Raw genomic sequence first — 20,914 nt, forward strand, 5'->3', positions numbered from 1 at the left:
AGATTGGCCAATCTCCGGCCTCTCCGCGCGCTTAAATCCCGGACCCATCCAGCTGCTGGGCGTCTTCGCCTTCCCAGGGCGCTGGCATGGACGCGCGGCTGAGGTTGGCCGTCGGCAACGGCATCCAGCACTTCAGTTCCGGGTCGGCATATTCGATGACGCGCCCGGGCGAGGAGTCCGACGCGCGCCAGCCTTCCGAGGCGAACTGGTCGGCACGCGACCAATAGGCAAGGTCTACTTCCGCCGGTCCCTGTTCGGACGGACGCACCGTGACCAGGATGCGGCTGCCATCCTTCGGCGCCGTCGACATGTGGCGCCACCGTTCGGGCTCGTCCATCGCATTCCTCCTCGCACTCGTAGCGTTGGGTGGAGTGTCGCCTCGTGGTCCGAAGGGGTCAACCCAAAGTTTGCGCCAGGCATTGGCTGATGACCCCTCCAGGCGGTGCCTGCACAGTTGTGCGCAACACGCCGCAGGCGGTCATGCACGCTCGACGGGCTGTGACCCAGTTGATAAGCCCGTCTGCGAAAGGAGCGCCTGAGTCGAGATGACCGTTGCGATCGAGATGGGACAGACGACCGCGGGCGCCCCGGCGAAGCTGGATCTTGAGGAACTGCTCGCGACTCGCCTTTTGGTGCAGGGCAATTCAGGCTCCGGCAAGTCGCATCTGCTGCGGCGCCTGCTGGAGCAGAGCGCGCCCTGGGTGCAGCAGACCATCATCGATCCCGAGGGCGACTTCGTCTCGCTGGGCGACCGTTACGGCCATCTGGTGATCGATGCCGAGCAGCATACCGAGCGCGGCCTGCAGGCGGCCGGCGAGCGGGCGCGCATGCATCGCGTCTCCACCGTGCTCAATCTCGAGGGGCTCGACGCCGAGAACCAGATGCGGCGTGCCGCCGCCTTCCTCGGCGGGCTGTTCGAGGTCGCCCGTGACCACTGGTATCCGATGCTGGTGGTGGTGGACGAGGCGCAGCTGTTCGCGCCAGCGGTGGCCGGAGAGGTGTCGGACGAAGCGCGAAAGCTCTCGCTCGGCGCCATGACCAATTTGATGTGTCGTGGCCGCAAGCGCGGGCTGGCCGGCATCATTGCCACCCAGCGGCTGGCCAAGCTCGCCAAGAACGTCGCCGCCGAGGCGTCCAATTTTCTCATGGGCCGCACCTTCCTCGATATCGACATGGCGCGTGCCGCCGATCTTCTGGGCATGGAGCGACGCCAGGCGGAAGCGTTCCGCGATCTGGAACGCGGGCAGTTCATGGCGCTCGGCCCGGCCCTGTCGCGCCGTCCGCTGGGGCTGCGCATCGGCCCGACCGACACCAGCCCGCGCAACGGCACGCCGCGGCTCATGGCAATGCCGGAATCCGCGCTGGAAGACGCACGCGCGATCATCCTGGCGGCGCCGCCACCCGAGACGGTGCGCACGCCGCGCCGCCCGGCGTCGCCGGACCTGCTCGACCAGCTGATGGCGGCCAAATCGGCGGCACTGGAAATGCGCCCCGAGCCGGCGGAGCCGCAAATCAGCGCCGAGGATCTGGCCGAGCGTCGTGAGCGCGTCGACCGTGTGCTGCGCGCCATCCTGGCGCAGCCCGATGCCGGTTTTCGCGTGATCGGCGTGCTCTATCAGGAATTCGTGGTTCGCTGCCGCATAGAAGGCCTCGCGTCGGTTGTGCCGGACCTGCCGGAGTTCCGCCGCATGCTGACGCGCGCCCGTGCCGGCCTTGGTTCCGAGACGACGCAGGATGACGCGTGGCGGGACGTTTCCGTCCGCGCGTCGCTGCTGCCCGACGACATGCAGGGCGTGTTCATGATGATCGCCCGTGCGGCGAAAGAGGGCTGGCCATGCCCGAGCGACGCCGCGATCGCCCGCGCCTACGGCTCGCACTCGCTGCGCCGCGCCCGGCGCCTCTTGACCTATATCGAGGAGCAGGGGCTCATCGTCTGCCAACTCGACGGGACAGGCCGGCGCACCGTGACGCTGGTCGAATTGGCCTGGGCCACCGCACCGGGAGATCCAAATGCCGAGGAGGTGGAGCAGGGGAGCCTGGCGCTGTGAGGCGGCGTGGGTGCTTTGAGCGAATGAGGCGATAGGCGTTTTCAGTCACCGTCATCGCGACCAACTTCTGGCGGCAACGGTGAAAGCGCCGACGCCGAAATGCGTCATGCAGGGCGCATGCGTTTCGATGGCGCTCACCGGTTCGCCCCGATCACCCACTGTTCCTGGTCGACGAGCGTGCCGGTTATCGGCCCGGCAGCATCCGAAAGCAGGAAGACGGCGAGGTTGGCGATGTCGCTCGTCGAGAACAGGCGGCCGAAGGGTTGCGAAGCGTTGGCGGCATCGAGCCAGCCCGGCCCGTTGCCCAGCGTGTCGGCCTGCATGACACGTTCGGCCGGCGTGTCGGTCCAGCCGACATTGATGCCGTTGACGCGGATGCGATCGAAGCGATGGGCGTTGGCGGCGTTTTTGGTCAGCGTGGCCAGCGCGCCCTTGCTGGCGGAATAGACGGCGAGTTCCGGCGAGCCGCAATGGGCGTTGATCGACAGGATGTTGACGATGGCGCCGCCCTGGCCACGCTTCTTCATGTCGGCGATGGCCGCCTGCATAAGGAAGAACGGTGCCCGCGCGTTGACCGCGAACAGCGAGGCCCAGCCATCGAGATCGGCGTCGAGGAACGAGGCCCGGTCGGTCAGCCCTGCGGCGTTGACCAGCGCATCGATGCGGCCGAAGCGCTCGATGCAGGCTTGCGCCAAAAGGGCAGGGGCCGCCGGGTCGGCGAGGTCCGCGGCGACGAAGACCGTCGGCGTGCCGAGCCGCGAAAGCTCTTCCGCCACGGCATCGCCGCGGGTCTTCTCGCGCCCGGTGACGAGCAGGCCGCCGGCGCCGCAGCGCGCCAGCGTCTCGGCGATGGCGCGGCCGATGCCTTGCGTCGAGCCGGTGACCAGCGCCACCTTGCCGTTGAGCTGAAGCTCCATTCCTCTTCCCCACCTCGCATCTGGTTTCAGGCTAGCGCGGCAGGATCGTTTTACAACATGGAAATTGGAAATCTTGGAGCGGAGATTGTTGGCGCTGCGTGGGGCCGGCAAGAGCCTGCTCCAACGTCGTCGCTCCGGGGGCGAAGCAGGAGCGGAGTCCGTCCCAAAGACCTCTAGTGGACCGTGATGATGCCCTCGACGGCTCGCCACTCCGAAGGCCGGATGAGCCGGTGATGAGCAACGCGGACCGAGTGCAGCGGACCGTCGAGTTCGCGCTCCCAATATTGGAGAAAGCCCTTGAGTTCGGGAAAGGCCGGAGCGAGATCATAGTCCTGCCAGACATAGAGCTGAAGCAGGCTCGGATGATCAGGCAGGTGATAGTGGATTTCGGCCGTCGTCAGGCCATAACCTTCCATTTGCAGGCGGAATTCGCTGCTGACCGTATCGGCCATGTCTTTCTCCTTCTCTCTCCGTTCAGGCCTCCAGCCCGCGACGTCCGTATTGAACTCGCCCGATGCCATGCCGGGACGATCGGTTCCTCTTCAAACAACGTCGCGAGAAGCTCGGGGGTTCCGAAAATAGCCGCGCCATAACAGTGCGTTGGCGCCCTTTCTGGTCGAATGGAAAAATTTTTTCGCCGGTCTCTTGAAACCGAAAAACGGCAAAACTAGCTCGATATGCGCCGCGATGCCTGACGAAGGGTCGGGGCGTTCCGCACCGGTCCGATATTGCCGGTTCGGTGCGGAGGAACCTCAAAAACCTGTTTGTCCACGAGGAGAACGACATGGCGTTCCGTCCATTGCATGACCGTATTCTGGTCCGCCGCCTTGAAGCCGAGGAGAAGACCTCCGGCGGCATCATCATCCCCGATACCGCAAAGGAAAAACCGCAGGAAGGTGAAGTGCTCGCCGTCGGTCCCGGCGCGCGCGACGACAGCGGCAAGCTTGTCGAACTCGATGTCAAGGTCGGCGACCGCATCCTGTTCGGCAAATGGTCCGGCACCGAAATCAAACTCGACGGCGAGGACCTGCTCATCATGAAGGAAAGCGACGTGATGGGTGTCATCGATGAGATCGCCGAAGTGAAGAAGGCCGCCTGACGGCTTCTTCGTATCCGTCCAGTCAACGAATGCTGCCTAGATAAAGGAGTGATCCAATGGCTGCCAAAGAAGTGAAATTCCATACCGAAGCGCGCGAGAAGATGCTGCGCGGCGTCGATATCCTTGCCAATGCGGTGAAGGTGACGCTCGGTCCCAAGGGGCGCAATGTCGTCATCGACAAGTCGTTCGGCGCGCCGCGCATCACCAAGGACGGTGTCACCGTGGCCAAGGAGATCGAACTGGAAGACAAGTTCGAGAATATGGGCGCCCAGATGGTGCGCGAAGTGGCTTCCAAGACCAACGACCTTGCCGGCGACGGCACGACGACCGCAACGGTGCTTGCACAGGCGATCGTCAGGGAAGGGGCCAAGGCGGTTGCCTCGGGCATGAACCCGATGGATTTGAAGCGCGGCATCGACAAGGCGGTCGATGCGGTGGTCGCCGAACTGAAGACCAATGCCCGCAAGGTCACCCGAAACGACGAGATCGCGCAGGTAGGCACGATCTCCGCCAATGGCGATGCCGAGATCGGCCGTTTCCTCGCCGAGGCAATGGAGAAGGTCGGCAATGAAGGCGTCATCACGGTGGAGGAGGCCAAGACCGCCGAGACCGAACTGGAAGTCGTGGAAGGCATGCAGTTCGACCGCGGCTATCTCTCGCCCTATTTCATCACCAACCAGGACAAGATGCGCGTCGAACTCGATGAGCCTTATGTGCTGATCCACGAGAAGAAGCTCTCCAACCTGCAAGCGATGCTGCCCGTGCTTGAAGCCGTGGTGCAGTCGGGCAAGCCGCTCTTGATCATCGCCGAGGATGTGGAAGGCGAGGCGCTGGCGACGCTGGTCGTCAACAAGCTGCGCGGCGGCCTCAAGGTCGCGGCCGTCAAGGCGCCGGGCTTCGGCGACCGCCGCAAGGCCATGCTGGAAGACATCGCCATTCTCACCGGCGGCACCGCGATCTCGGAAGATCTCGGCATCAAGCTGGAAAACGTGACGCTGCAGATGCTGGGCCGCGCCAAGAAAGTGGTAATCGAGAAGGAAAACACCACCATCGTCGACGGTGTCGGCCGCAAGGAAGAGATCCAGGGCCGTGTCGCGCAGATCAAGGCGCAGATCGAGGAGACCACCTCCGACTACGACCGCGAGAAGCTGCAGGAGCGGCTGGCCAAACTCGCCGGCGGCGTTGCGGTGATCCGGGTCGGCGGCTCGACCGAGGTCGAGGTCAAGGAGCGTAAGGACCGCGTCGACGATGCGCTGCATGCGACCCGCGCGGCCGTCGAGGAGGGCGTGCTGCCTGGCGGCGGTGTCGCGCTGCTGCGGGCAGCCAAGGCGCTCGATGCCGTGCAGACCGACAATGCGGACCAGAAGACTGGCGTCGATATCGTGCGCCGTGCCATCGAAACGCCGGTCCGGCAGATCGCCGAGAATGCCGGCGCCGAAGGCTCGATCATCGTCGGCAAGCTGCGCGAGAAAAGCGAATTCGGCTGGGGCTGGAACGCCCAGACCAACGAATTCGGCGATCTCTACGGCCAGGGCGTCATCGACCCGGCCAAGGTGGTGCGCACCGCTCTCCAGGACGCGGCATCGGTCGCCGGCCTGCTGGTGACCACGGAGGCGATGGTGGCCGAGAAGCCGAAGAAGGAAGCCGCCGCCCCGGCAATGCCCGCCGGCGCCGGTATGGACTTCTGAGGTCACGGCCAATCCGCCCGCTTCCCTGGCGGGGAGCGGGCGTCATCCGAAGAGAAAGTGGAGGTAAAGATGGATGCAATGGCTGGCCTCGGATCCGTACCGGCTCCTACGCACCAGGCGAAGGAATTCCTGGCCTATGAAACAGAATGCAGGAACGTGCTGAAGCCGCTGCTGGCAGGGCTGCTCGACATGGCTGAAGCTGCCGGCTGGAACCGGCGAACCGCGGCGTCGGCACTGATGTTCCTTGCCGCGCAGCAAGTGTCGGCAACATCCGAGGTATCCGCCGGCAGCGGTTGAACGGGAATCGGCCAGTCCATTCACCTATCCGCGGCGGGCCGTGCTCCCCGGTGTTCGGCGCGCTGCAGGCCCTGAACAATCGAGAGGAGGCACAAGCCATGAATCACGGGCAATTTGAGGAACCGGTCACACTTCTGGTCGGCATGGGCTTTCCGAGGAAGATCGACAGCGTGATGGAAGCTTACGCACTGCTGCAGGACTGGCCGAGCGCCGGCCGCAACGGCGCCCATGCCGTCGCGCTCAACGCTTGCAAGGCGGGCATCGTCGGCGAGATCGATCCGGAAACGGTGCGAGCCACGCTGGTCAGCTTCGCGCGCCGCCACGACATACTGGTGCCTGACATGGTCACGCCCCTCGCGACGGTGACGGGTGGCGCTGCGCACGAGGTGAACTGACGATGCGGCGCTACAACAGCACCTGAAGACCATGGTCTTGCGATAAGCCAGGCGAACACGGAGACGCCGGAATTCCTTTCCAGGCGGGCGGCATCCTCGTTGGTCAATTGAGCGAACGCGTCAGCAAGACTGACCTGTTCTGCCCGAATAGCGCTTCTGAGCGCCGCCTCCCGGTTAAAAAAGTATCATCCGTTGTCTTGAATCGTGGTGGCGCCTGTTGTCATGAGCCGGTACCTTGGCTCTTGAAATGCAGAGCCGAAACCAATTCGGCCGGTTTAGGGAATTGGGCCGAACGCGGCAGATATCCGTGCCGGCCCGGGAGGAAACGGACATGGAACCGGACCTGGAAGTTGTCCAGATACGACGCGGTGAGTCCTTCAAGGCGTGGTCGCACGGCTACCCCTTCCATACGGTGCGCTGGCACTTCCATCCCGAATATGAACTGCATCAGGTGATCTTCACCAACGGCCGCTATTTCGTCGGCGACTTCATCGGCGAGTTCGAGCCGGGCAATCTGGTGCTGACCGGGCCGAACCTGCCGCACAATTGGGTCAGCGATATCGCCAGGGGCAGTTCGATCCCGCTGCGCGGCCGCATCATCCAGTTTTCAGAAAGTTTCATCGGCGATGCCATGCACGTGCTGCCGGAGTTGGCGGGACTTGCGGCTCTGCTCGAGGCGTCGCGGCGCGGCGTGCTGTTTTCCAGCCGCACCAGCAAGGCGCTGGCGCCGCTGATGGAAGAGATGATGCAGGCACAAGGTGTGCGCCGCATCGAGCTGTTCATGATGATCGCCGGCCTGCTCAGCCGCGCCCAGGAATTCCAGCTTTTGGCCAGCGCCAGCTACCGGCCCGATCCCTCCGGCTACATGACCGCCGGCATGAATAAGGCGCTCGCCTATATCAGGGAAAACCTGACGCAGCTGTTCGACGAGGCGGACCTCGCCGCCATCGCCGGCCAATCGACCGGCGCTTTCTCACGCTCGTTTCGCCGTCACACCGGCATGTCGCTGGTGCAGTATGTGAAGCGGCTGCGCATCAACCTTGCCTGCCAGATCCTGATGAGCGACGAGCAGGCCTCGATCACCGACATCTGCTACGAGGTCGGCTTCAACAATCTGTCCAATTTCAACCGGCAGTTCCTGGCGGAGAAGGGCATGCCGCCCTCGCGCTTCAGGCGCCTGCTGGCCGACAACATCAACGCGGGAAAAGCCGCTTAACGGAGGAGCCAGGGAGGAACCAAGGGAGGATTTTTTCTTTTGCATGACGACGTGAGCCGCGTGGAGCGGTTCGCGATGGAGAACGCTTGTCTCGAATTCCTCCGTCGGCGGAGGTTGTCGGCGCGGCTCGAAAGGCCGGCGCCGGGTCCCGGTTCCCAATGCAGTTTGGGCGAGGGCGGATGGGTGTCTTCAGACCAAAGCAGTCAACGACCTTCTTACAACCATATCCAGAAACGGAGAAGACCGAATGACCAAACTTTCATCTTCATTGAAGTCCGCTGGCAAGTCCGCCGGCGTGGCAGCCCTTGCGCTGTCGCTGCTGGCCGGCACCGCCGCTATCGCCAGGGCCGCCGAAGTCACCGACGCGACCGTCGCCTTCCTGATGCCCGACCAGGCCTCGACCCGCTACGAGCAGCATGATTATCCCGGCTTCGCCGCCGAGATGAAGAAGCTGTGCCCGGGCTGCAAGGTGCTCTACCAGAATGCCGATGCCGACGCCTCGCGCCAGCAGCAGCAGTTCAACTCGGTGATCTCGCAGGGCGCCAAGGCGATCGTGCTCGACCCGGTCGACTCGACCGCCGCCGCCTCGCTGGTCAAGCTGGCGCAGAGCCAGGGCATCAAGGTCATCGCCTACGACCGGCCGATCCCGACCGCGCCGGCCGATTTCTATGTGTCGTTCAACAATGAAGGCATCGGCAAGGCCATCGCCGACTCGCTGGTCGAGCACCTGAAGGCGCTGAAGGTCGATCCGGCCAGCGGCGGCGTGCTGCAGATCAACGGCTCGCCGACCGACGCGGCGGCCGGCCTGATCAAGAAGGGCATCCATGCCGGCCTCGACAATAGCGGCTACAAGATCCTGGCCGAATACGACACGCCGGAATGGGCGCCGCCGAAGGCGCAGCAATGGGCCGGCGGCCAGATCACCCGCTTCGGACCAAAAATCCTCGGCGTGGTTGCGGCCAATGACGGCACCGGCGGCGGCGCGATCGCGGCCTTCAAAGCGGCCGGCGTCGATCCGGTGCCGCCGGTGACCGGCAATGACGCGACGATCGCGGCCTTGCAGCTGATCATCGCCGGCGACCAATACAACACCATCTCCAAGCCGAGCGAGATCGTGGCGGCGGCGGCCGCCAACATCGCCATCAAGCTGCTTTCGGGCGAGACGCCGAAGGCCGAGATGACGCTGTACGACACGCCCTCGCAGCTGTTCACGCCAGCCGTGGTGACGCAGGAAAACCTGAAGGCCGAGATCATCGACAAGAAGATCAACACCGCGGCCGAACTCTGCGTCGATCGTTACGCGGAAGGCTGCAAGAAGCTGGGCATCGGGAACTGACCGCGACCCTTGCCCGCTCCGCTGCCTGGCCACCGCGCGGTGGCCAGGCAGCGCTCATCCGACATTTGAACCGGTTTTGAAAGGCTTCCTGGCATGATCGATACCCCGGACGAACCGGTTCCGGCAGGCGAGCTGGTGCTCAGCCTGCGCGGCGTTTCGAAGAATTTCGGCGCCGTTTCGGCGCTCACCGACATCGATCTCGATGTCCATGCCGGCGAGGTGGTGGCGCTGGTCGGCGACAATGGCGCCGGCAAGTCGACCCTGGTCAAGATCCTGGCCGGCGTGCATCAGCCGAGCTCAGGCACGATAAGTTTTCGCGGCAAGCAGGTGACGCTTGCAGATCCAAGTGCGGCGCTGACGCTCGGCATAGCCACCGTGTTCCAGGACCTGGCGCTGTGCGAGAACCTCGACATCGTCGCCAACATCTTTCTCGGTCGTGAGCTCAACCCGCTGCGGCTGGACGAGGTGGCGATGGAAGTGCGCGCCTGGACGCTGCTCAACGAGCTATCGGCGCGCATCCCAAGCGTGCGCGAAGTGGTCGCTTCGCTGTCGGGCGGCCAGCGCCAGACGGTGGCGATCGCCCGCTCGCTGCTGCTCGAACCCAAGCTCATCCTGCTCGACGAGCCGACGGCGGCACTTGGCGTGGCGCAGACGGCGGAAGTCCTCAACCTGATCGAGCGGGTGCGCGACCGCGGTCTCGGCGTCGTCATCATCAGCCACAATATGGAAGACGTGCGCGCCGTCGCCGACCGCATCGTCGTGCTGCGGCTTGGCCGCAACAATGGCATCTTCTCGCCCGACGCCTCGAACCAGGAACTGGTCAGCGCCATCACTGGCGCGTCGAACAATTCGGTGTCGCGGCGCGCCGAGCGCAGACAGGCCAGGCAAGACCAAACCCAGGAGCCACGCCCATGAGCCGCGAAGCCGAACAGGCCGCCCCTGTGCCGCCGCAGCTCGACCGCGCCGATGTGCGCGTCAAGCATGAGGCGGGGATCGGCGGCGCCATCCGCAGGTTCTTCGACCGGGTCCGCTCGGGCGATCTCGGCTCGCTGCCGGTGATCGTCGGGCTGGTCATCATCTGGACGGTGTTTGCCAGCATCAACCCGATCTTCCTGTCATCAAGCAATCTGGTCAATCTGCTGTTCGATTGCTCCACCGTGGGCGTCATTGCGCTGGGCATCGTCTGCGTTTTGATGGTCGGCGAGATCGACCTGTCTGTCGGTTCGATCAGCGGCTTTGCCTCGGCTATGGTCGGCACACTTTGGGTCAACCAGGGCTGGCCGGTGGCGCTCGCCATTCTGGCCGCTGTCGCTGTCGGCGGCTTTATCGGCGCACTGTACGCGCTGCTGTTCAACCGGCTGGGCATGCCGAGCTTCGTCTCGACGCTGGCCGGTCTGCTGGCGGTGCTTGGCCTGCAGCTCTACATCCTCGGCTCGACCGGCTCGATCAATCTGCCCTACGGCTCGAACCTGGTGAATTTCGGCCAGCTGCTGATGATGCCGAAATTCGTTTCGTTCGCCCTGGCGGCCGTGCCCGGCATCGTCATGCTGGTCACCGGCCTGCGCACCGTTACGCGCCGCCGCGCCGCCAATCTGTCGGCGCCGTCGACCGGCGGCCTGGTTATACGGGCGGTGGTGATCACGGTCATTCTCGAACTCATCGTCTTCTATCTCAACCAGGCGCGCGGCATTCCGTGGATGTTCGGCCTGTTCGTCGGCCTGGTCATATCGATGCATTACGCGCTGACGCGGACCAAATGGGGCCGCTCGATGTCGGCGGTCGGCGGTAACCGCGAGGCGGCAAGGCGCGCCGGCATCAATGTGCGGCTGATCTATTCCAGCGCCTTCGTGCTGTGCTCGATGCTGGCTGCTTTCGGCGGCGTGCTGTCGGCGGCCCGCCTGGCCTCGGCCAGCCAGCAGGCCGGCACCGGCGACGTCAACCTCAACGCCATCGCGGCGGCCGTCATAGGCGGTACCAGCCTGTTCGGCGGTCGCGGCAGTGCGTATTCGGCGCTGCTCGGCATCATCGTCATCCAGTCGATCGCCAGCGGCCTGACGCTGCTCGATCTGTCCTCGTCGCTTCGGTACATGATCACCGGCGCCGTGCTTGCCATCGCTGTCATCGTCGACTCGCTGGCACGCCGCTCGCGTGTCTCCCATGGCCGGGCCTGAACCCATCAACAGGAAGCAAGACATGAGCCAAGAACTGTCCGGAAAAGTTGCCGCCGTCACCGGCGCGGCATCAGGCATCGGCCTCGAATGCGCCAGGCATATGCTGGCGTCCGGCGCCACCGTGGTGCTGGTCGACCGTGCCGAGGCGACCCTGAACAAACTCTGCGCCGAACTCGGCCCCAAGGCGATCCCGCTGGTCATCGACCTGATGCAGCCGGCCAGCGTCGCCACCATGATGCCGCAGATTCTGGAGAAGGCCGGCCAACTCGACATCTTCCATGCCAATGCCGGCGCCTATGTCGGCGGCGAGGTGGCGACCGGCGATCCCGACGCCTGGGACCGGATGCTCAACCTCAACATCAATGCCTGCTTCCGCTCGATCCAGGCGGTGCTGCCGCACATGATCGAGCGCAAGACGGGCGACGTCATCGTCACCAGTTCGATTGCCGGACTGGTTCCGGTGGTCTGGGAGCCGATCTACACGGCCTCCAAGCACGCCGTGCAGGCCTTCGTCCACACGGTGCGCCGGCAGGTCGCCAAGCACGGCCTGCGCGTCGGTGCGGTGGCGCCCGGCCCGGTGGTGACGGCGCTGGTCGACGACTGGCCGAAGGCCAAGCTCGAGGAAGAACTCGCCGCCGGTGGCCTGATGCAGCCGCGCGAAGTGGCCGAAGCGGTGATGTTCATGCTGACCCGCCCGCGCAACGTGACGATCCGCGATCTGGTGATTTTGCCGCAGAGCAATGATTTGTGAGTGGGTGAGGAATAGGGAATAGGCAGTAGGCAGTAGGCAGTAGGGGGAAGATAAAGGCACGACCTTGCTGTCGAAAACGCTTCTTGCTCCCTATCCCAACTCGCTAATCTCCTACTGCCTACTGCCTACTGCCCTGAACCGAAGGTTTCCCCCATGCCTAATTTCCTCGGCATCGACGTCGGCACCGGCAGCGCGCGGGCCGGGGTGTTCGACCACACTGGAAACATGCTCGCCTCTGCCAAGCGCGATATCGAGGTCTGGCGCGAGGCCGGCGACATTGTCGAGCAGTCGAGCAATGACATCTGGCGGGCGGTTTGCGCGGCCACGCGGGAAGCGGTCGCTCAATCGGGCGTGGCGCCCGAGGCGATCGCCGGCATCGGGTTCGACGCCACTTGTTCGCTGGTGGTGCTGGGCGAGGGCGGCGTGCCGCTGCCGGTGAGCAGATCCGGCAATTCGGAACGCAACATCATCGTCTGGATGGATCACCGCGCGGTCGAGCAGACGCGCCGCATCAACCGCAGCGGAGAGGCGGTGCTGAATTATGTCGGCGGCGTCATCTCGCCGGAGATGGAAACGCCGAAACTCCTTTGGCTGGCCGAAAACCTGCCCGACACGTTCAACGCCGCCTGGCAGTTCATGGACCTCCCCGATTTCCTCACCTGGCGGGCGACCGGCAGCCTTGCCCGCTCGGTCTGCACGGTGACTTGCAAATGGACCTATCTGGCGCATGAAAGCCGCTGGGACGAGGCCTATTTCCGCACCATCGGACTAGGGAGCCTGGCCGACGAGGCATTCGCGCGCATCGGCACGCAGATCGTGCCGGCGGGTGGCGCACTTGGCAGCGGGCTGACCGCGCAGGCGGCTGCGGACCTTGGCCTCGTCCCCGGCATCGCGGTAGCGGCAGGCCTGATCGATGCGCATGCCGGTGGCGTCGGTACGGTCGGTGCGCGCGGCGAGTTCGGCAGCGTTCTGTCGCGCATGGCCTATGTTTTCGGCACCTCGGCCTGCACCATGTCGTCGACCGCGGCGCCGGCCTTCGTCGACGGCGTCTGGGGTCCGTATTTCTCGGCCATGGTGCCGGGCCTGTGGCTGAACGAGGGCGGCCAGTCGGCAGCCGGTGCTGCTATCGACCATCTGGTGCGCATGCATCCCGCGGCTGGCGAAGCGACCGCCAAGGCGCAAGCCGAGGGGCTCAGCCTCAGCGCCTGGCTGTCGTTGCAGGCGCAAGGCCGCAACGGGGCCGCAGCGACGCCGGCGCTGGTCGGCGGTATCCATGTGGTGCCGGAGTTTCTCGGCAACCGCGCACCTTTCGCCGACCCGGAGGCGCGAGCGCTGATCGCCGGGCTCGATCTCGACACCAGCCTCGACAGCCTGGTCGGGCTCTATGTCGCCGGGGTCTGCGGGCTGGGCTATGGCGCGCGCCAGATCGTGCGGGCCGAGCATGACAAGGGCATTGCCGTCGACACCATCGTGGTCAGCGGCGGCGCCGGCCAAAGCCCGCTGGTGCGCCAGCTGCTTGCCGATACCACAGGCATGGTGGTGGTGGCGTCGACCTCGCCGGAACCGGTGCTGCTCGGCTCGGCGATGCTGGGCGCGGTCGCCGCCGGTGCCTACAAGGATCTGACGCGGGCGATGGCCGGCATGTCGGAACTCGGCGAGGTCTATCATCCCGATGCCACGCTGGCCGGCTGGCACGCCAAGCGCTTCGCGGCATTCGAGCTGCTGCAGCAGGCCGGCAAGGCGATCAGGGGTTGAAGCGAGCGATTCCTGTCTGGCTTTGTCAGGAGCGTCGCGAACACCGCTTGGCGGTTTAGCCGGAAGCTGGCAGCTTTGTCCTGTCGTGGATCCTCTAGCAGCATGGCAGTGCGACGAGGGCAGGGGGACAGGACCAGGGAGGCCCTATGGCAGACGATAAAGCGCCCGTGCCATTCGCATCGGACAGCGTGCCATGGACGGAATGGTCCGATGTGCCGCGCTTCGGTGTGCGCTACCGGCATCTTTCGCTTGCCGCCCTCGGCGAGAATTACCATGTCGGCGTGGCGATCGAGGAACTGCCGCCGGGCAAGCAGACGTCGCCGGCGCATTACCATATTTTCGAGGAAGAGCATGTCTTCATCCTCGAAGGGATGCTGACCGCTTATGTCGGCGACGCTGCCTATGCCATGACGACTGGCGACTACATCTGCTTTCCGGCTGGTGCCGCGGCGGGGCATTGCCTCATCAACACCGGCGACGCGCCGTGCCGCTATGTCATCGTCGGCGAGCGCAACCCGAATGACGTGGTCGTCTACACGGCCTCCAACAAGGTCCTGGTGCGGGCGCTGGGCAGGCGCGCGATCTTCGACCTCTCGGCAACCCGAACTTACTGGGACGGCGAGAACACCGGCCTTGCCGCCGGCGATCCGCTGCCGTCGGATGTGATGTCCGGTATCACCAAACTCCCAGCCGTGCCGATCCCGCCTGTCGCCAGCGATGCCGTCGAATGGAAGGTCGAGGGCGAAGGCCCGCGGTTCGGCGGCCGGTCCAGGCATCTGACCTATGCGGCTTTGGGACTACCAGACTATCATGTCGGCATGCTGATCGAGGCGCCGGCCCCCGGCATGCGCCTGGCGCCCAGGCACTACCACATGCTCGAAGAGGAGCACGCGCTGATTCTGGAAGGGCAGGTGACGCTGCTGCTTGGCGAGGAGCGTCACGAGATGAAGGCCGGCGATTATGTCTGCTTTCCCGCCGGCCTGGCGGTCGGGCATTCCTTCCTCAACAGCGGTACGGAACCGTGCCGCTATCTGATGATCGGCGAGAAAAATCCCAACGAGGTCTGCGTCTATCCCGATTCCAACAAGATGGCGGTCGACGCCTTGCGCCGGCGCGACGGCATTTTCGACATGGGAGCGGTGAGGCGGTACTGGGACGGCGAGGCATAGAACTGGCGTTTCGCTATCCAATAGCCGTGCTCTGAACGCAGGAAACCGTTCGGAGATGACCGTTATTGCTACTGTACCTGGTTGACGCTAGTCTGGTTCGGGCACTCCAACCGGGGAGTTGGCGGGGAATGCTCCTGCCATTCTTGCGACGGCCTTCACCCTATCACCGTCGCCGCCTTGGCAGGCTGAGATGGGTGGCCTTGTTTGCGCCGTTCATTCTGTTGTCGGGCTATATCATCTATGGCTTCATCGGCATTCGGTTTGATACATCTCTCTCGGTGCTGAGGCACCTTGCGGCATTCCCGAACTGCACTGCCGCCCGTGCCGTTGGTCTCGCCTCTGCGCATAGGGGCGAACCTGGCTATTGGCCGACTCACGATGCCGACCATGACGGCATAGCCTGCGAGCCCTGGCACGGGACAAGCTCTAGTGGCGTCCGGGTCCATCGCTACTCGCGTACCGGCCCATAGCCTTGCCCTGGCCTCAAAGCTCCTTCTCCGCCAGCTCCCTGAATTCGTCGGGCACGGAGCGCGCCGCTTCCAGTGCCACCGTGCCGTAGCCGACCGCCTGTTTGCCGAAGCGTTCGCGGATCTTGTCGATGGCGCGGTCGGCGTCGAAGCGTGCCAGGCCTTTTCGGGTGCCGGGCCGGCGTTTCTCGTCGGCGAGGCCGAGCGGCAGTTCGAGCTGCAGCTCGAAGCTTTCCTCAAGATGCGACACCGAGATCGCCAGCAGCGAGATCGTTCTTTCGTGGGGGTTGTCGGCGAGGACGCCGCGCACCAGATCGCCGGCGATCTCGGCCAGCATCGCGGTCGCCGAGATCGGCTGGCCGAGCGTGATCGAGCGCGTGACGGCGGTGAGATCGGCAAAGCGCACGCGCACCGTCACCGTGCGGCCGGGCCGCGCCTTGGCGCGCAGCCGGCTGGCGACGCGGTCGGCCAGATGCAGCAGAGTGGGTGTGATGATCCGCGCCACGGCGGGTTTTTGGCCCAGCGCCGATTGGGCGCCGGCCGAATGCGCGCGGCGATGCGTTTCGAGCTTTCGCGGGTCGCGGTTCCATGACAAGGCGGCGAGCTTTTCGCCGGCGGCGGGACCGAGCAGCCGCGTCAGTGCGCCGCTGTGCGTCCTGGCCAGCTGGCCGATGGTCTCGACGCCGATTTCCGCCAGCCGCGCCCTGGTCGCCGGGCCGACGCCCCACATCAGCCCGACCGGCAGGTCGTGCAGGAAAGCGAGCTCGCTGCCGGGGTCGACCACCACCAGCCCATCCGGTTTGGCCACCTGCGAGGCGATCTTGGCCAGATGCTTGGTGCGTGCCACGCCGATCGAGATCGGCAGGCCGAGTTCGGCCCGCACGCGGCGGCGGATGGTCGTCGCGATCTCTTGCGGCGAGCCGAACAGATGCGTGCAGCCGGCGACATCGGCAAAGGCCTCGTCGATGGAGATGCGCTCGACCACCGGGGTAAAATCGTCGAGCACCTTGATCGCCGCGTCGCCCAGCCGCTGGTAATGGCTGAAATTACCGCCGACGAAGATCAAATGCGGGCAGAGTTCGCGCGCCTTGCGCCCTGGCATGCCGCCGCGCACGCCGAAGGCGCGCGCCTCATAGGAAGCGGCGAGCACGACGCCGCCGCCCACCGCGATCGGCTTGCCGCGCAGCGACGGATCGAGCAACTGCTCGACCGAGGCGTAGAAAGCGTCGAGATCGGCATGCAGGATGGTGGCTGTCGTTTCCATCCCGACCGCACATCACAGTTGCTGATAGAATTGGAACAAATAAAGAACAAGCACGGGTCGTTGTCAAGCGAAGGGCGATTTGTGCAGCAACAGCCAAGCCAGTTCGAGCGCAACCACCTAGACAATATGCTCCGCCCGCAGCGCCGCCTTCATTCGTTCCAGTTCCGCCTCGCCACCCGCCGCCAACTCGTCGGCGATCCGCGCCAGCCTATCGTCGGCCTTGCGGTGCTTGCTGCCCCAGGCGCCGAGCGTCGCCAGCACCGGCAAGAGGTCGATACCTGCCTCGGTCAGCCGGTAGACCGTTCTCAAGCCATGCGTCGGGTCATCGCTTCTGGTGAGGATGCCTTCCTCCTGAAGCGTTTGCAGCCGCTCGGCCAGCGTGCGCGAGGAGATGCCTTCGTCGGATTGCAGGAATTCGCGAAAGTGCCTTTTGCCGGCGAAGGCCATGTCGCGGATGATGAGCAGCGTCCAGCGGTCGCCGATCAGTTCGAGCGACAGGTTGATCGGGCAGCCGGATTTTTCGCGCGTCGACATCTACGGTTCCATTTTTAAATCACTTTACTATTGACATCGTTTTGGCCTTGCGTCAACGGTTGCAAATGTAAACTGTTTTGCGATGGCCGTGGGGAGAATGACGGTGAAAAAGCTGGTCCTGCAGATGCAGACGTCGGTCGACGGCTTTGTCGGCGCCAATGAGGACCATCCCTGGCAGCTCTGGGAATGGGGCGACGACAGCGCCTGGGACGACGCGCTGAAGCAGGACTTCAACGCTGTCTTCGCAGGCGTCGATACCATCCTGCTCAGCCGCAAAATGGCACAGGAGGGCTACCTCACCCATTGGGGCACTGCGGCGAAGAAGTTTCCGCACGATCCGTTCTACGCCTTTGCGCAGCGCATCGTCGACGCCCGCAAGGTGGTGCTCAGCAACAAGCTCAAGCAATCGGCCTGGGAGTCGGCTTGGGAGCGCACCAGTGTGGCCAGCGGCGACCTGCCGCGCGAGGTCAACGCGCTGAAGACGGGCGAGGGTGGCGACATTGCCGTGTTCGGCGGCGCCGGTTTCGCGTCAGCGCTGATCGCGGCCGGGCTGGTCGACGAGTTCCAGCTGTTCGTCAACCCGGCGGTGCTGGGGGCGGGCCGCCGGATTTTTGATCAGGGCGGTTTTAGGAACCTGCGGCTGCTCGGCTCGAAGGCCTATGCCTGCGGCATGGTGGTCAGCCGTTATGCACCGGCGGGGTGAGGGGAACCTCCATCTTCTCCCTGCTCACTTGGCATCGTGGAAAATAATCCCTACCGTGTGGCGCATGCCTGAGCGCAGCCGGCTGACGCCGTGGCGCAGATTGACGCGGTAGTTGCCTTTGGTGCCCTGCACCGGCCGGTTGTGGACGGCGAACACAACGGCGTCGCCCTGCCGCAGCGGCACCACTTCGACTCGGCTCTGCATGCGCGGGCGCTGCTCGGTCAGCGCGAACTCGCCGCCTGTGAAATCCCGGCCCGGTTCGGAGAGCAGGATCGCCACCTGCAGCGGAAAGGCGAGGTCGCCATAGAGATCCTGGTGCAGGCAGTTGAAGTCGCCAGGCACATATTGCAGCAGCAGCGGCGTCGGCCGTGTCTGGCCGGCGGCATGGCACTGCTCGAGAAACGCGGCATGCGTCGTGGGATAGCGCATGGCCTGCCCCATGCGCTCGTTCCACCGATTGGCGACCTCGGCCAGCCTGGGATAGAGCGCGCTGCGCAGGTCACCCAGGAGGTCGGGCAAGGGATAGCGGAAATAGCGGTACTCGCCCTTGCCGAAGCCGTGCCTGGCCATATGGATGTGGCTGCGGAAATGCTTCTCCTCGGGATAGAGGTCGGCGATCTGTCGGCACTCTTCGGGCGACAGCAGCTTTTCAATCACCGCGCAGCCGAAGCCGTCCAGTTCGGCGGCAAGGGCGGGCCAGTCGTAATCAGCAACACGTGTCTGAGCAGCTTCAACCGCCGATGCGGCAATTTTGGCATGGGCATTCATATCGTAGCCTCCTTGTAGAGCAGGGCGCGCTTGCGCTCGACGCCCCAGCGGTAGCCCGACAGCGTGCCGGCGGCGCGGACAACACGGTGACAGGGAATGCCCAGCGCGATTGCATTGGCCGCACAGGCCGTCGCCACGGCGCGGGCGCCGTTCGGCTGGCCGATATGCCGGGCGAGCGCGGTGTAGGTGATGGTGGCGCCGCAAGGGATGCCTCGGAGCGCCTCCCACACGCGCTGCTGGAATGGCGTGCCGTGGCGCAGGTCGAGCGGCGGGTCGAAGCCGACGCCGGGCATTTCGATGAAGCGCGCGATTGCCGCGAGATCGTCGCGCAGTGCGGCCTCGTCCTTGGCCAGTATCTTGCCTGGGAAGCGGTTGGCGAGATCCTGCTCCAGTGTGTCGGCATCCGAGCCGATCAGGATGGCGCAGACGCCGATCTGGCTGCGCGCCGCCAGGATTTTGCCGATGGGGGATTCGCCGATGGCATAGGCGATGGTGCCGAGGGCATTGGGGACGCTCGCCGGTGGCGCCATTTGGGTTTGCATAAGGTTCATTGCGTTACTCCTTTGTCTGTGCGCGAACCCTAGCTGTGCGCCGATCGGGTGCTCACTCCGATGCTTGCTTTCAAATTCCAATCGCCCGCGTACGAGGGTGAAGGACGCCCAAGGTAAGCGCTCTACGGCGCCCCTCTCTGTCCTGCCGGACATCTCCCCCACGGGTGGGGAGATTGGCTGTCACCACCGCCTTCGCCAATCTCCAACGTTGCAGGACGAGAGCCGGCGCCGGAACTGCCAATCTGCCTCCTTGTGGGGGAGATGTCCGGCAGGACAGAGGGGGGCGCCATAGAGTGCTGATTTTGAACCGTCCGCACTTCAGCCAAGCATGCTCATGCTACACGCGTGACCGACACTTCGCCGAGCACGAAGACCTCACCGCTCAGCAGCCGCAGCTCGATGTCGCCGGTTGCGGTGTGGTTCCACTCAGCCTTACCCTCATCGACAAGTCCGCCGATGGCGGCCATGACCTGGGACTTCGCCTCCTGGGCGTGTTGGCTGGCGGCGGTGCGGGTGGTCCCATCGGTGACGCTGTCATGAGATCTTGCCATCGCGCGCATGCTTGGCCGTCATCTCCGCGCGGATCGGTAGGCGCTGTCAGATTCGCCGGCCTCACGCTCCAGCAGCGCGCGTTTGCGCTCCGCGCCCCAGGCATAGCCGGACAGGGCGCCATCCCTGCGGATCACGCGATGGCAGGGAATGGCGACGGCAAGGTTGTTGGCCGCGCAGGCGGCGGCGATGGCGCGGGTTGCCTTCGGCGCGCCGATGCGCTGCGCGATCTCGGCATAGGAAACCGTGCGGCCGACGGGGATGTCGCGCAAGGCCTGCCAGACGCGCTGCTGGAACGCCGTGCCGCGCACGTCGAGCGGCAAATCGAGACCGAGCGCCGGAACTTCGACGAAACCGACGACGCGGGCGACCAGCGCCTCGTAGTCGTGATCGCCGCCGATTAGCCGTGCCCTGGGGAAACGGTCCTGCAGGTCGCGCACCAGTGCGTCAGGATCGTCGCCGAGCAGGATCGAGGCGACGCCCTTTTGACTGGACGCGACCAGGATGGCGCCGAGCGAGGTCTCGCCGACGGCGAAGCGGATCTCTTCATCGGCGCCGCCGGCGCGATAGCGCGTCGGCGTCATGCCGAGCATGCCAGTGGATTTCTCATAAAAACGTCCGCTCGAATTGAAGCCGGCATCGTAGATCGCCGTCGTCACGCTGGCGCCGTCTTCCAGGCCCTGGCGGACCCTGGCGGCGCGGTGCGCGGCGGCATAGTCCTTCGGTGTCAGCCCGGTGGCCGCCTTGAAGATACGATGGAAATAACCGGTGCTGCGGCCGGCAGCATCAGCCAGTTCAGCCAGCGATGGTTCTTCCTCGCTCTGCTCGATCCTGCGGCAGGCAGCGGCGACCATCGCCGCGTTGCCGGCCTCGAGCGACGGGCCATCCGGTCGGCAGCGCCGGCACGGGCGAAAGCCGGTGGCCTTGGCCTGATCGAGCGTGTCGTGCAACTGCACATTTTTCGGATTGGCGCGCCGAGACGGGCAGGAAGGCCGGCAATAGACGCCGGTCGTCGCCACCGAATACCAGAATGCGCCGTCGGCCGACTTGTCGCGCACGACCATACCCCCCCCCCGCCGGGTATCGGGGGCGTGGAGGTGGGGGGGTTTTGTTTTTTTTCTTCGAACTTGTATAATACATCACCCCGACGCTTGTCGGGGGGCCGACCGACCAGATGATCTCCAGCTACATAGCTTTCTACACGAACAGCACACTGAACTGGGGCATGGGTGCAGC

General features: G+C 64.9%; 23 protein-coding genes. 14 read left to right on the top strand and 9 right to left on the bottom strand.

The window, feature by feature from the left end; translation table 11 throughout:
- Positions 1-31: 31 nt before the first annotated feature.
- On the bottom strand, positions 32-337 hold the full coding sequence (locus AC0L3E_RS04725; RefSeq protein ID WP_013530714.1) for a hypothetical protein: 306 nt from the start codon (positions 335-337) through the stop codon (positions 32-34).
- A gap of 208 nt (positions 338-545) precedes the next feature.
- On the opposite strand from AC0L3E_RS04725, the gene AC0L3E_RS04730 reads away from it, so the two are divergent.
- Positions 546-2,048 (top strand): helicase HerA domain-containing protein, encoded by a 1,503-nt coding sequence (locus tag AC0L3E_RS04730; protein ID WP_127297074.1) that lies wholly within the window; start codon positions 546-548, stop codon positions 2,046-2,048.
- Between the two features lie 134 nt (positions 2,049-2,182).
- On the opposite strand, the gene AC0L3E_RS04735 is transcribed toward AC0L3E_RS04730, so the two are convergent.
- Positions 2,183-2,965 (bottom strand): SDR family oxidoreductase, encoded by a 783-nt coding sequence (locus AC0L3E_RS04735; RefSeq protein WP_128307829.1) that lies wholly within the window; start codon positions 2,963-2,965, stop codon positions 2,183-2,185.
- A gap of 173 nt (positions 2,966-3,138) precedes the next feature.
- Complete coding sequence (locus AC0L3E_RS04740; RefSeq protein WP_127320453.1) at positions 3,139-3,417, bottom strand: usg protein; 279 nt, start codon at positions 3,415-3,417, stop codon at positions 3,139-3,141.
- A 332-nt stretch (positions 3,418-3,749) separates the two neighbouring features.
- Between AC0L3E_RS04740 and groES the strand changes: the two genes are divergently transcribed.
- The 12 genes from groES to AC0L3E_RS04800 all read left to right on the top strand — a co-directional run bounded on the left by groES (position 3,750) and on the right by AC0L3E_RS04800 (position 15,312).
- A complete protein-coding gene (gene groES, locus AC0L3E_RS04745) occupies positions 3,750-4,064 on the top strand; it encodes a co-chaperone GroES (RefSeq protein ID WP_127255658.1) in 315 nt (104 codons plus the stop codon).
- Between the two features lie 56 nt (positions 4,065-4,120).
- Positions 4,121-5,752, top strand: a complete 1,632-nt coding sequence (groL, locus tag AC0L3E_RS04750; protein WP_127301758.1) for a chaperonin GroEL — start codon at positions 4,121-4,123, stop codon at positions 5,750-5,752.
- 69 nt (positions 5,753-5,821) lie between these two features.
- The gene (locus AC0L3E_RS04755; protein WP_013530720.1) at positions 5,822-6,049 is read left to right on the top strand and encodes a hypothetical protein; all 228 of its coding nucleotides are present in this window, start codon (positions 5,822-5,824) and stop codon (positions 6,047-6,049) included.
- 98 nt (positions 6,050-6,147) lie between these two features.
- Entirely contained in the window at positions 6,148-6,444 is a 297-nt protein-coding gene (locus AC0L3E_RS04760; RefSeq protein WP_473604346.1) for a DUF982 domain-containing protein, read from the top strand.
- A gap of 331 nt (positions 6,445-6,775) precedes the next feature.
- A complete protein-coding gene (locus AC0L3E_RS04765) occupies positions 6,776-7,660 on the top strand; it encodes a helix-turn-helix domain-containing protein (RefSeq protein WP_473604347.1) in 885 nt (294 codons plus the stop codon).
- 247 nt (positions 7,661-7,907) lie between these two features.
- On the top strand, positions 7,908-8,996 hold the full coding sequence (locus AC0L3E_RS04770) for an ABC transporter substrate-binding protein (RefSeq protein ID WP_127270010.1): 1,089 nt from the start codon (positions 7,908-7,910) through the stop codon (positions 8,994-8,996).
- A gap of 93 nt (positions 8,997-9,089) precedes the next feature.
- Positions 9,090-9,911, top strand: a complete 822-nt coding sequence (locus AC0L3E_RS04775) for an ATP-binding cassette domain-containing protein (RefSeq protein ID WP_352674192.1) — start codon at positions 9,090-9,092, stop codon at positions 9,909-9,911.
- Positions 9,908-11,167, top strand: coding sequence for a sugar ABC transporter permease (locus tag AC0L3E_RS04780; RefSeq protein WP_292336825.1), 1,260 nt, complete (start codon positions 9,908-9,910; stop codon positions 11,165-11,167). The genes AC0L3E_RS04775 and AC0L3E_RS04780 overlap by 4 nt, the downstream gene beginning before the upstream one ends.
- A gap of 22 nt (positions 11,168-11,189) precedes the next feature.
- Positions 11,190-11,918 (top strand): SDR family oxidoreductase, encoded by a 729-nt coding sequence (locus AC0L3E_RS04785; protein ID WP_292336826.1) that lies wholly within the window; start codon positions 11,190-11,192, stop codon positions 11,916-11,918.
- A 153-nt stretch (positions 11,919-12,071) separates the two neighbouring features.
- Positions 12,072-13,673, top strand: coding sequence for an FGGY-family carbohydrate kinase (locus AC0L3E_RS04790; RefSeq protein WP_473604348.1), 1,602 nt, complete (start codon positions 12,072-12,074; stop codon positions 13,671-13,673).
- A 146-nt stretch (positions 13,674-13,819) separates the two neighbouring features.
- A complete protein-coding gene (locus AC0L3E_RS04795) occupies positions 13,820-14,842 on the top strand; it encodes a cupin domain-containing protein (protein ID WP_473604349.1) in 1,023 nt (340 codons plus the stop codon).
- Between the two features lie 128 nt (positions 14,843-14,970).
- Positions 14,971-15,312, top strand: coding sequence for an excalibur calcium-binding domain-containing protein (locus AC0L3E_RS04800; RefSeq protein ID WP_127320209.1), 342 nt, complete (start codon positions 14,971-14,973; stop codon positions 15,310-15,312).
- A gap of 13 nt (positions 15,313-15,325) precedes the next feature.
- On the opposite strand, the gene dinB is transcribed toward AC0L3E_RS04800, so the two are convergent.
- Positions 15,326-16,573 (bottom strand): DNA polymerase IV, encoded by a 1,248-nt coding sequence (dinB, locus tag AC0L3E_RS04805; protein ID WP_127320207.1) that lies wholly within the window; start codon positions 16,571-16,573, stop codon positions 15,326-15,328.
- Positions 16,574-16,690: 117 nt separating this feature from the next.
- On the bottom strand, positions 16,691-17,107 hold the full coding sequence (locus tag AC0L3E_RS04810; protein ID WP_473604351.1) for a winged helix-turn-helix transcriptional regulator: 417 nt from the start codon (positions 17,105-17,107) through the stop codon (positions 16,691-16,693).
- Between the two features lie 103 nt (positions 17,108-17,210).
- Here AC0L3E_RS04810 and AC0L3E_RS04815 point away from each other — a divergent pair, with 103 nt between their 5' ends.
- Positions 17,211-17,810, top strand: coding sequence for a dihydrofolate reductase family protein (locus tag AC0L3E_RS04815; RefSeq protein WP_473604352.1), 600 nt, complete (start codon positions 17,211-17,213; stop codon positions 17,808-17,810).
- 24 nt (positions 17,811-17,834) lie between these two features.
- On the opposite strand, the gene AC0L3E_RS04820 is transcribed toward AC0L3E_RS04815, so the two are convergent.
- From AC0L3E_RS04820 to ada, 4 genes are all read right to left on the bottom strand, one after another.
- On the bottom strand, positions 17,835-18,578 hold the full coding sequence (locus tag AC0L3E_RS04820) for a 2OG-Fe(II) oxygenase (protein WP_473604353.1): 744 nt from the start codon (positions 18,576-18,578) through the stop codon (positions 17,835-17,837).
- A complete protein-coding gene (locus AC0L3E_RS04825) occupies positions 18,575-19,129 on the bottom strand; it encodes a methylated-DNA--[protein]-cysteine S-methyltransferase (RefSeq protein WP_473604354.1) in 555 nt (184 codons plus the stop codon). The genes AC0L3E_RS04820 and AC0L3E_RS04825 overlap by 4 nt, the downstream gene beginning before the upstream one ends.
- Positions 19,130-19,461: 332 nt before the next feature.
- Positions 19,462-19,680 (bottom strand): hypothetical protein, encoded by a 219-nt coding sequence (locus tag AC0L3E_RS04830; protein WP_473604355.1) that lies wholly within the window; start codon positions 19,678-19,680, stop codon positions 19,462-19,464.
- 18 nt (positions 19,681-19,698) lie between these two features.
- A complete protein-coding gene (gene ada, locus AC0L3E_RS04835) occupies positions 19,699-20,814 on the bottom strand; it encodes a bifunctional DNA-binding transcriptional regulator/O6-methylguanine-DNA methyltransferase Ada (protein ID WP_473604375.1) in 1,116 nt (371 codons plus the stop codon).
- Positions 20,815-20,914: the final 100 nt, after the last annotated feature.

The organism is Mesorhizobium sp. WSM4822 (assembly GCF_055811155.1).

What these genes read in the sequence shown, in the direction of transcription:
- AC0L3E_RS04795 (WP_473604349.1), top strand. Translation starts at nt 13,820, where the DNA reads ATGGCAGACGATAAAGCGCCCGTGCCATTCGCATCGGACAGCGTGCCA.
- AC0L3E_RS04780 (WP_292336825.1), top strand. Translation starts at nt 9,908, where the DNA reads ATGAGCCGCGAAGCCGAACAGGCCGCCCCTGTGCCGCCGCAGCTCGAC.
- AC0L3E_RS04740 (WP_127320453.1), bottom strand. Translation starts at nt 3,417, where the DNA reads ATGGCCGATACGGTCAGCAGCGAATTCCGCCTGCAAATGGAAGGTTAT.
- AC0L3E_RS04755 (WP_013530720.1), top strand. Translation starts at nt 5,822, where the DNA reads ATGGATGCAATGGCTGGCCTCGGATCCGTACCGGCTCCTACGCACCAG.
- AC0L3E_RS04775 (WP_352674192.1), top strand. Translation starts at nt 9,090, where the DNA reads ATGATCGATACCCCGGACGAACCGGTTCCGGCAGGCGAGCTGGTGCTC.
- AC0L3E_RS04800 (WP_127320209.1), top strand. Translation starts at nt 14,971, where the DNA reads ATGCTCCTGCCATTCTTGCGACGGCCTTCACCCTATCACCGTCGCCGC.
- dinB (WP_127320207.1), bottom strand. Translation starts at nt 16,573, where the DNA reads ATGGAAACGACAGCCACCATCCTGCATGCCGATCTCGACGCTTTCTAC.
- AC0L3E_RS04735 (WP_128307829.1), bottom strand. Translation starts at nt 2,965, where the DNA reads ATGGAGCTTCAGCTCAACGGCAAGGTGGCGCTGGTCACCGGCTCGACG.
- AC0L3E_RS04765 (WP_473604347.1), top strand. Translation starts at nt 6,776, where the DNA reads ATGGAACCGGACCTGGAAGTTGTCCAGATACGACGCGGTGAGTCCTTC.
- AC0L3E_RS04825 (WP_473604354.1), bottom strand. Translation starts at nt 19,129, where the DNA reads ATGAACCTTATGCAAACCCAAATGGCGCCACCGGCGAGCGTCCCCAAT.
- AC0L3E_RS04730 (WP_127297074.1), top strand. Translation starts at nt 546, where the DNA reads ATGACCGTTGCGATCGAGATGGGACAGACGACCGCGGGCGCCCCGGCG.
- AC0L3E_RS04790 (WP_473604348.1), top strand. Translation starts at nt 12,072, where the DNA reads ATGCCTAATTTCCTCGGCATCGACGTCGGCACCGGCAGCGCGCGGGCC.
- groL (WP_127301758.1), top strand. Translation starts at nt 4,121, where the DNA reads ATGGCTGCCAAAGAAGTGAAATTCCATACCGAAGCGCGCGAGAAGATG.
- AC0L3E_RS04820 (WP_473604353.1), bottom strand. Translation starts at nt 18,578, where the DNA reads ATGAATGCCCATGCCAAAATTGCCGCATCGGCGGTTGAAGCTGCTCAG.
- groES (WP_127255658.1), top strand. Translation starts at nt 3,750, where the DNA reads ATGGCGTTCCGTCCATTGCATGACCGTATTCTGGTCCGCCGCCTTGAA.
- AC0L3E_RS04725 (WP_013530714.1), bottom strand. Translation starts at nt 337, where the DNA reads ATGGACGAGCCCGAACGGTGGCGCCACATGTCGACGGCGCCGAAGGAT.
- AC0L3E_RS04810 (WP_473604351.1), bottom strand. Translation starts at nt 17,107, where the DNA reads ATGTCGACGCGCGAAAAATCCGGCTGCCCGATCAACCTGTCGCTCGAA.
- AC0L3E_RS04785 (WP_292336826.1), top strand. Translation starts at nt 11,190, where the DNA reads ATGAGCCAAGAACTGTCCGGAAAAGTTGCCGCCGTCACCGGCGCGGCA.
- AC0L3E_RS04760 (WP_473604346.1), top strand. Translation starts at nt 6,148, where the DNA reads ATGAATCACGGGCAATTTGAGGAACCGGTCACACTTCTGGTCGGCATG.
- AC0L3E_RS04830 (WP_473604355.1), bottom strand. Translation starts at nt 19,680, where the DNA reads ATGGCAAGATCTCATGACAGCGTCACCGATGGGACCACCCGCACCGCC.
- AC0L3E_RS04770 (WP_127270010.1), top strand. Translation starts at nt 7,908, where the DNA reads ATGACCAAACTTTCATCTTCATTGAAGTCCGCTGGCAAGTCCGCCGGC.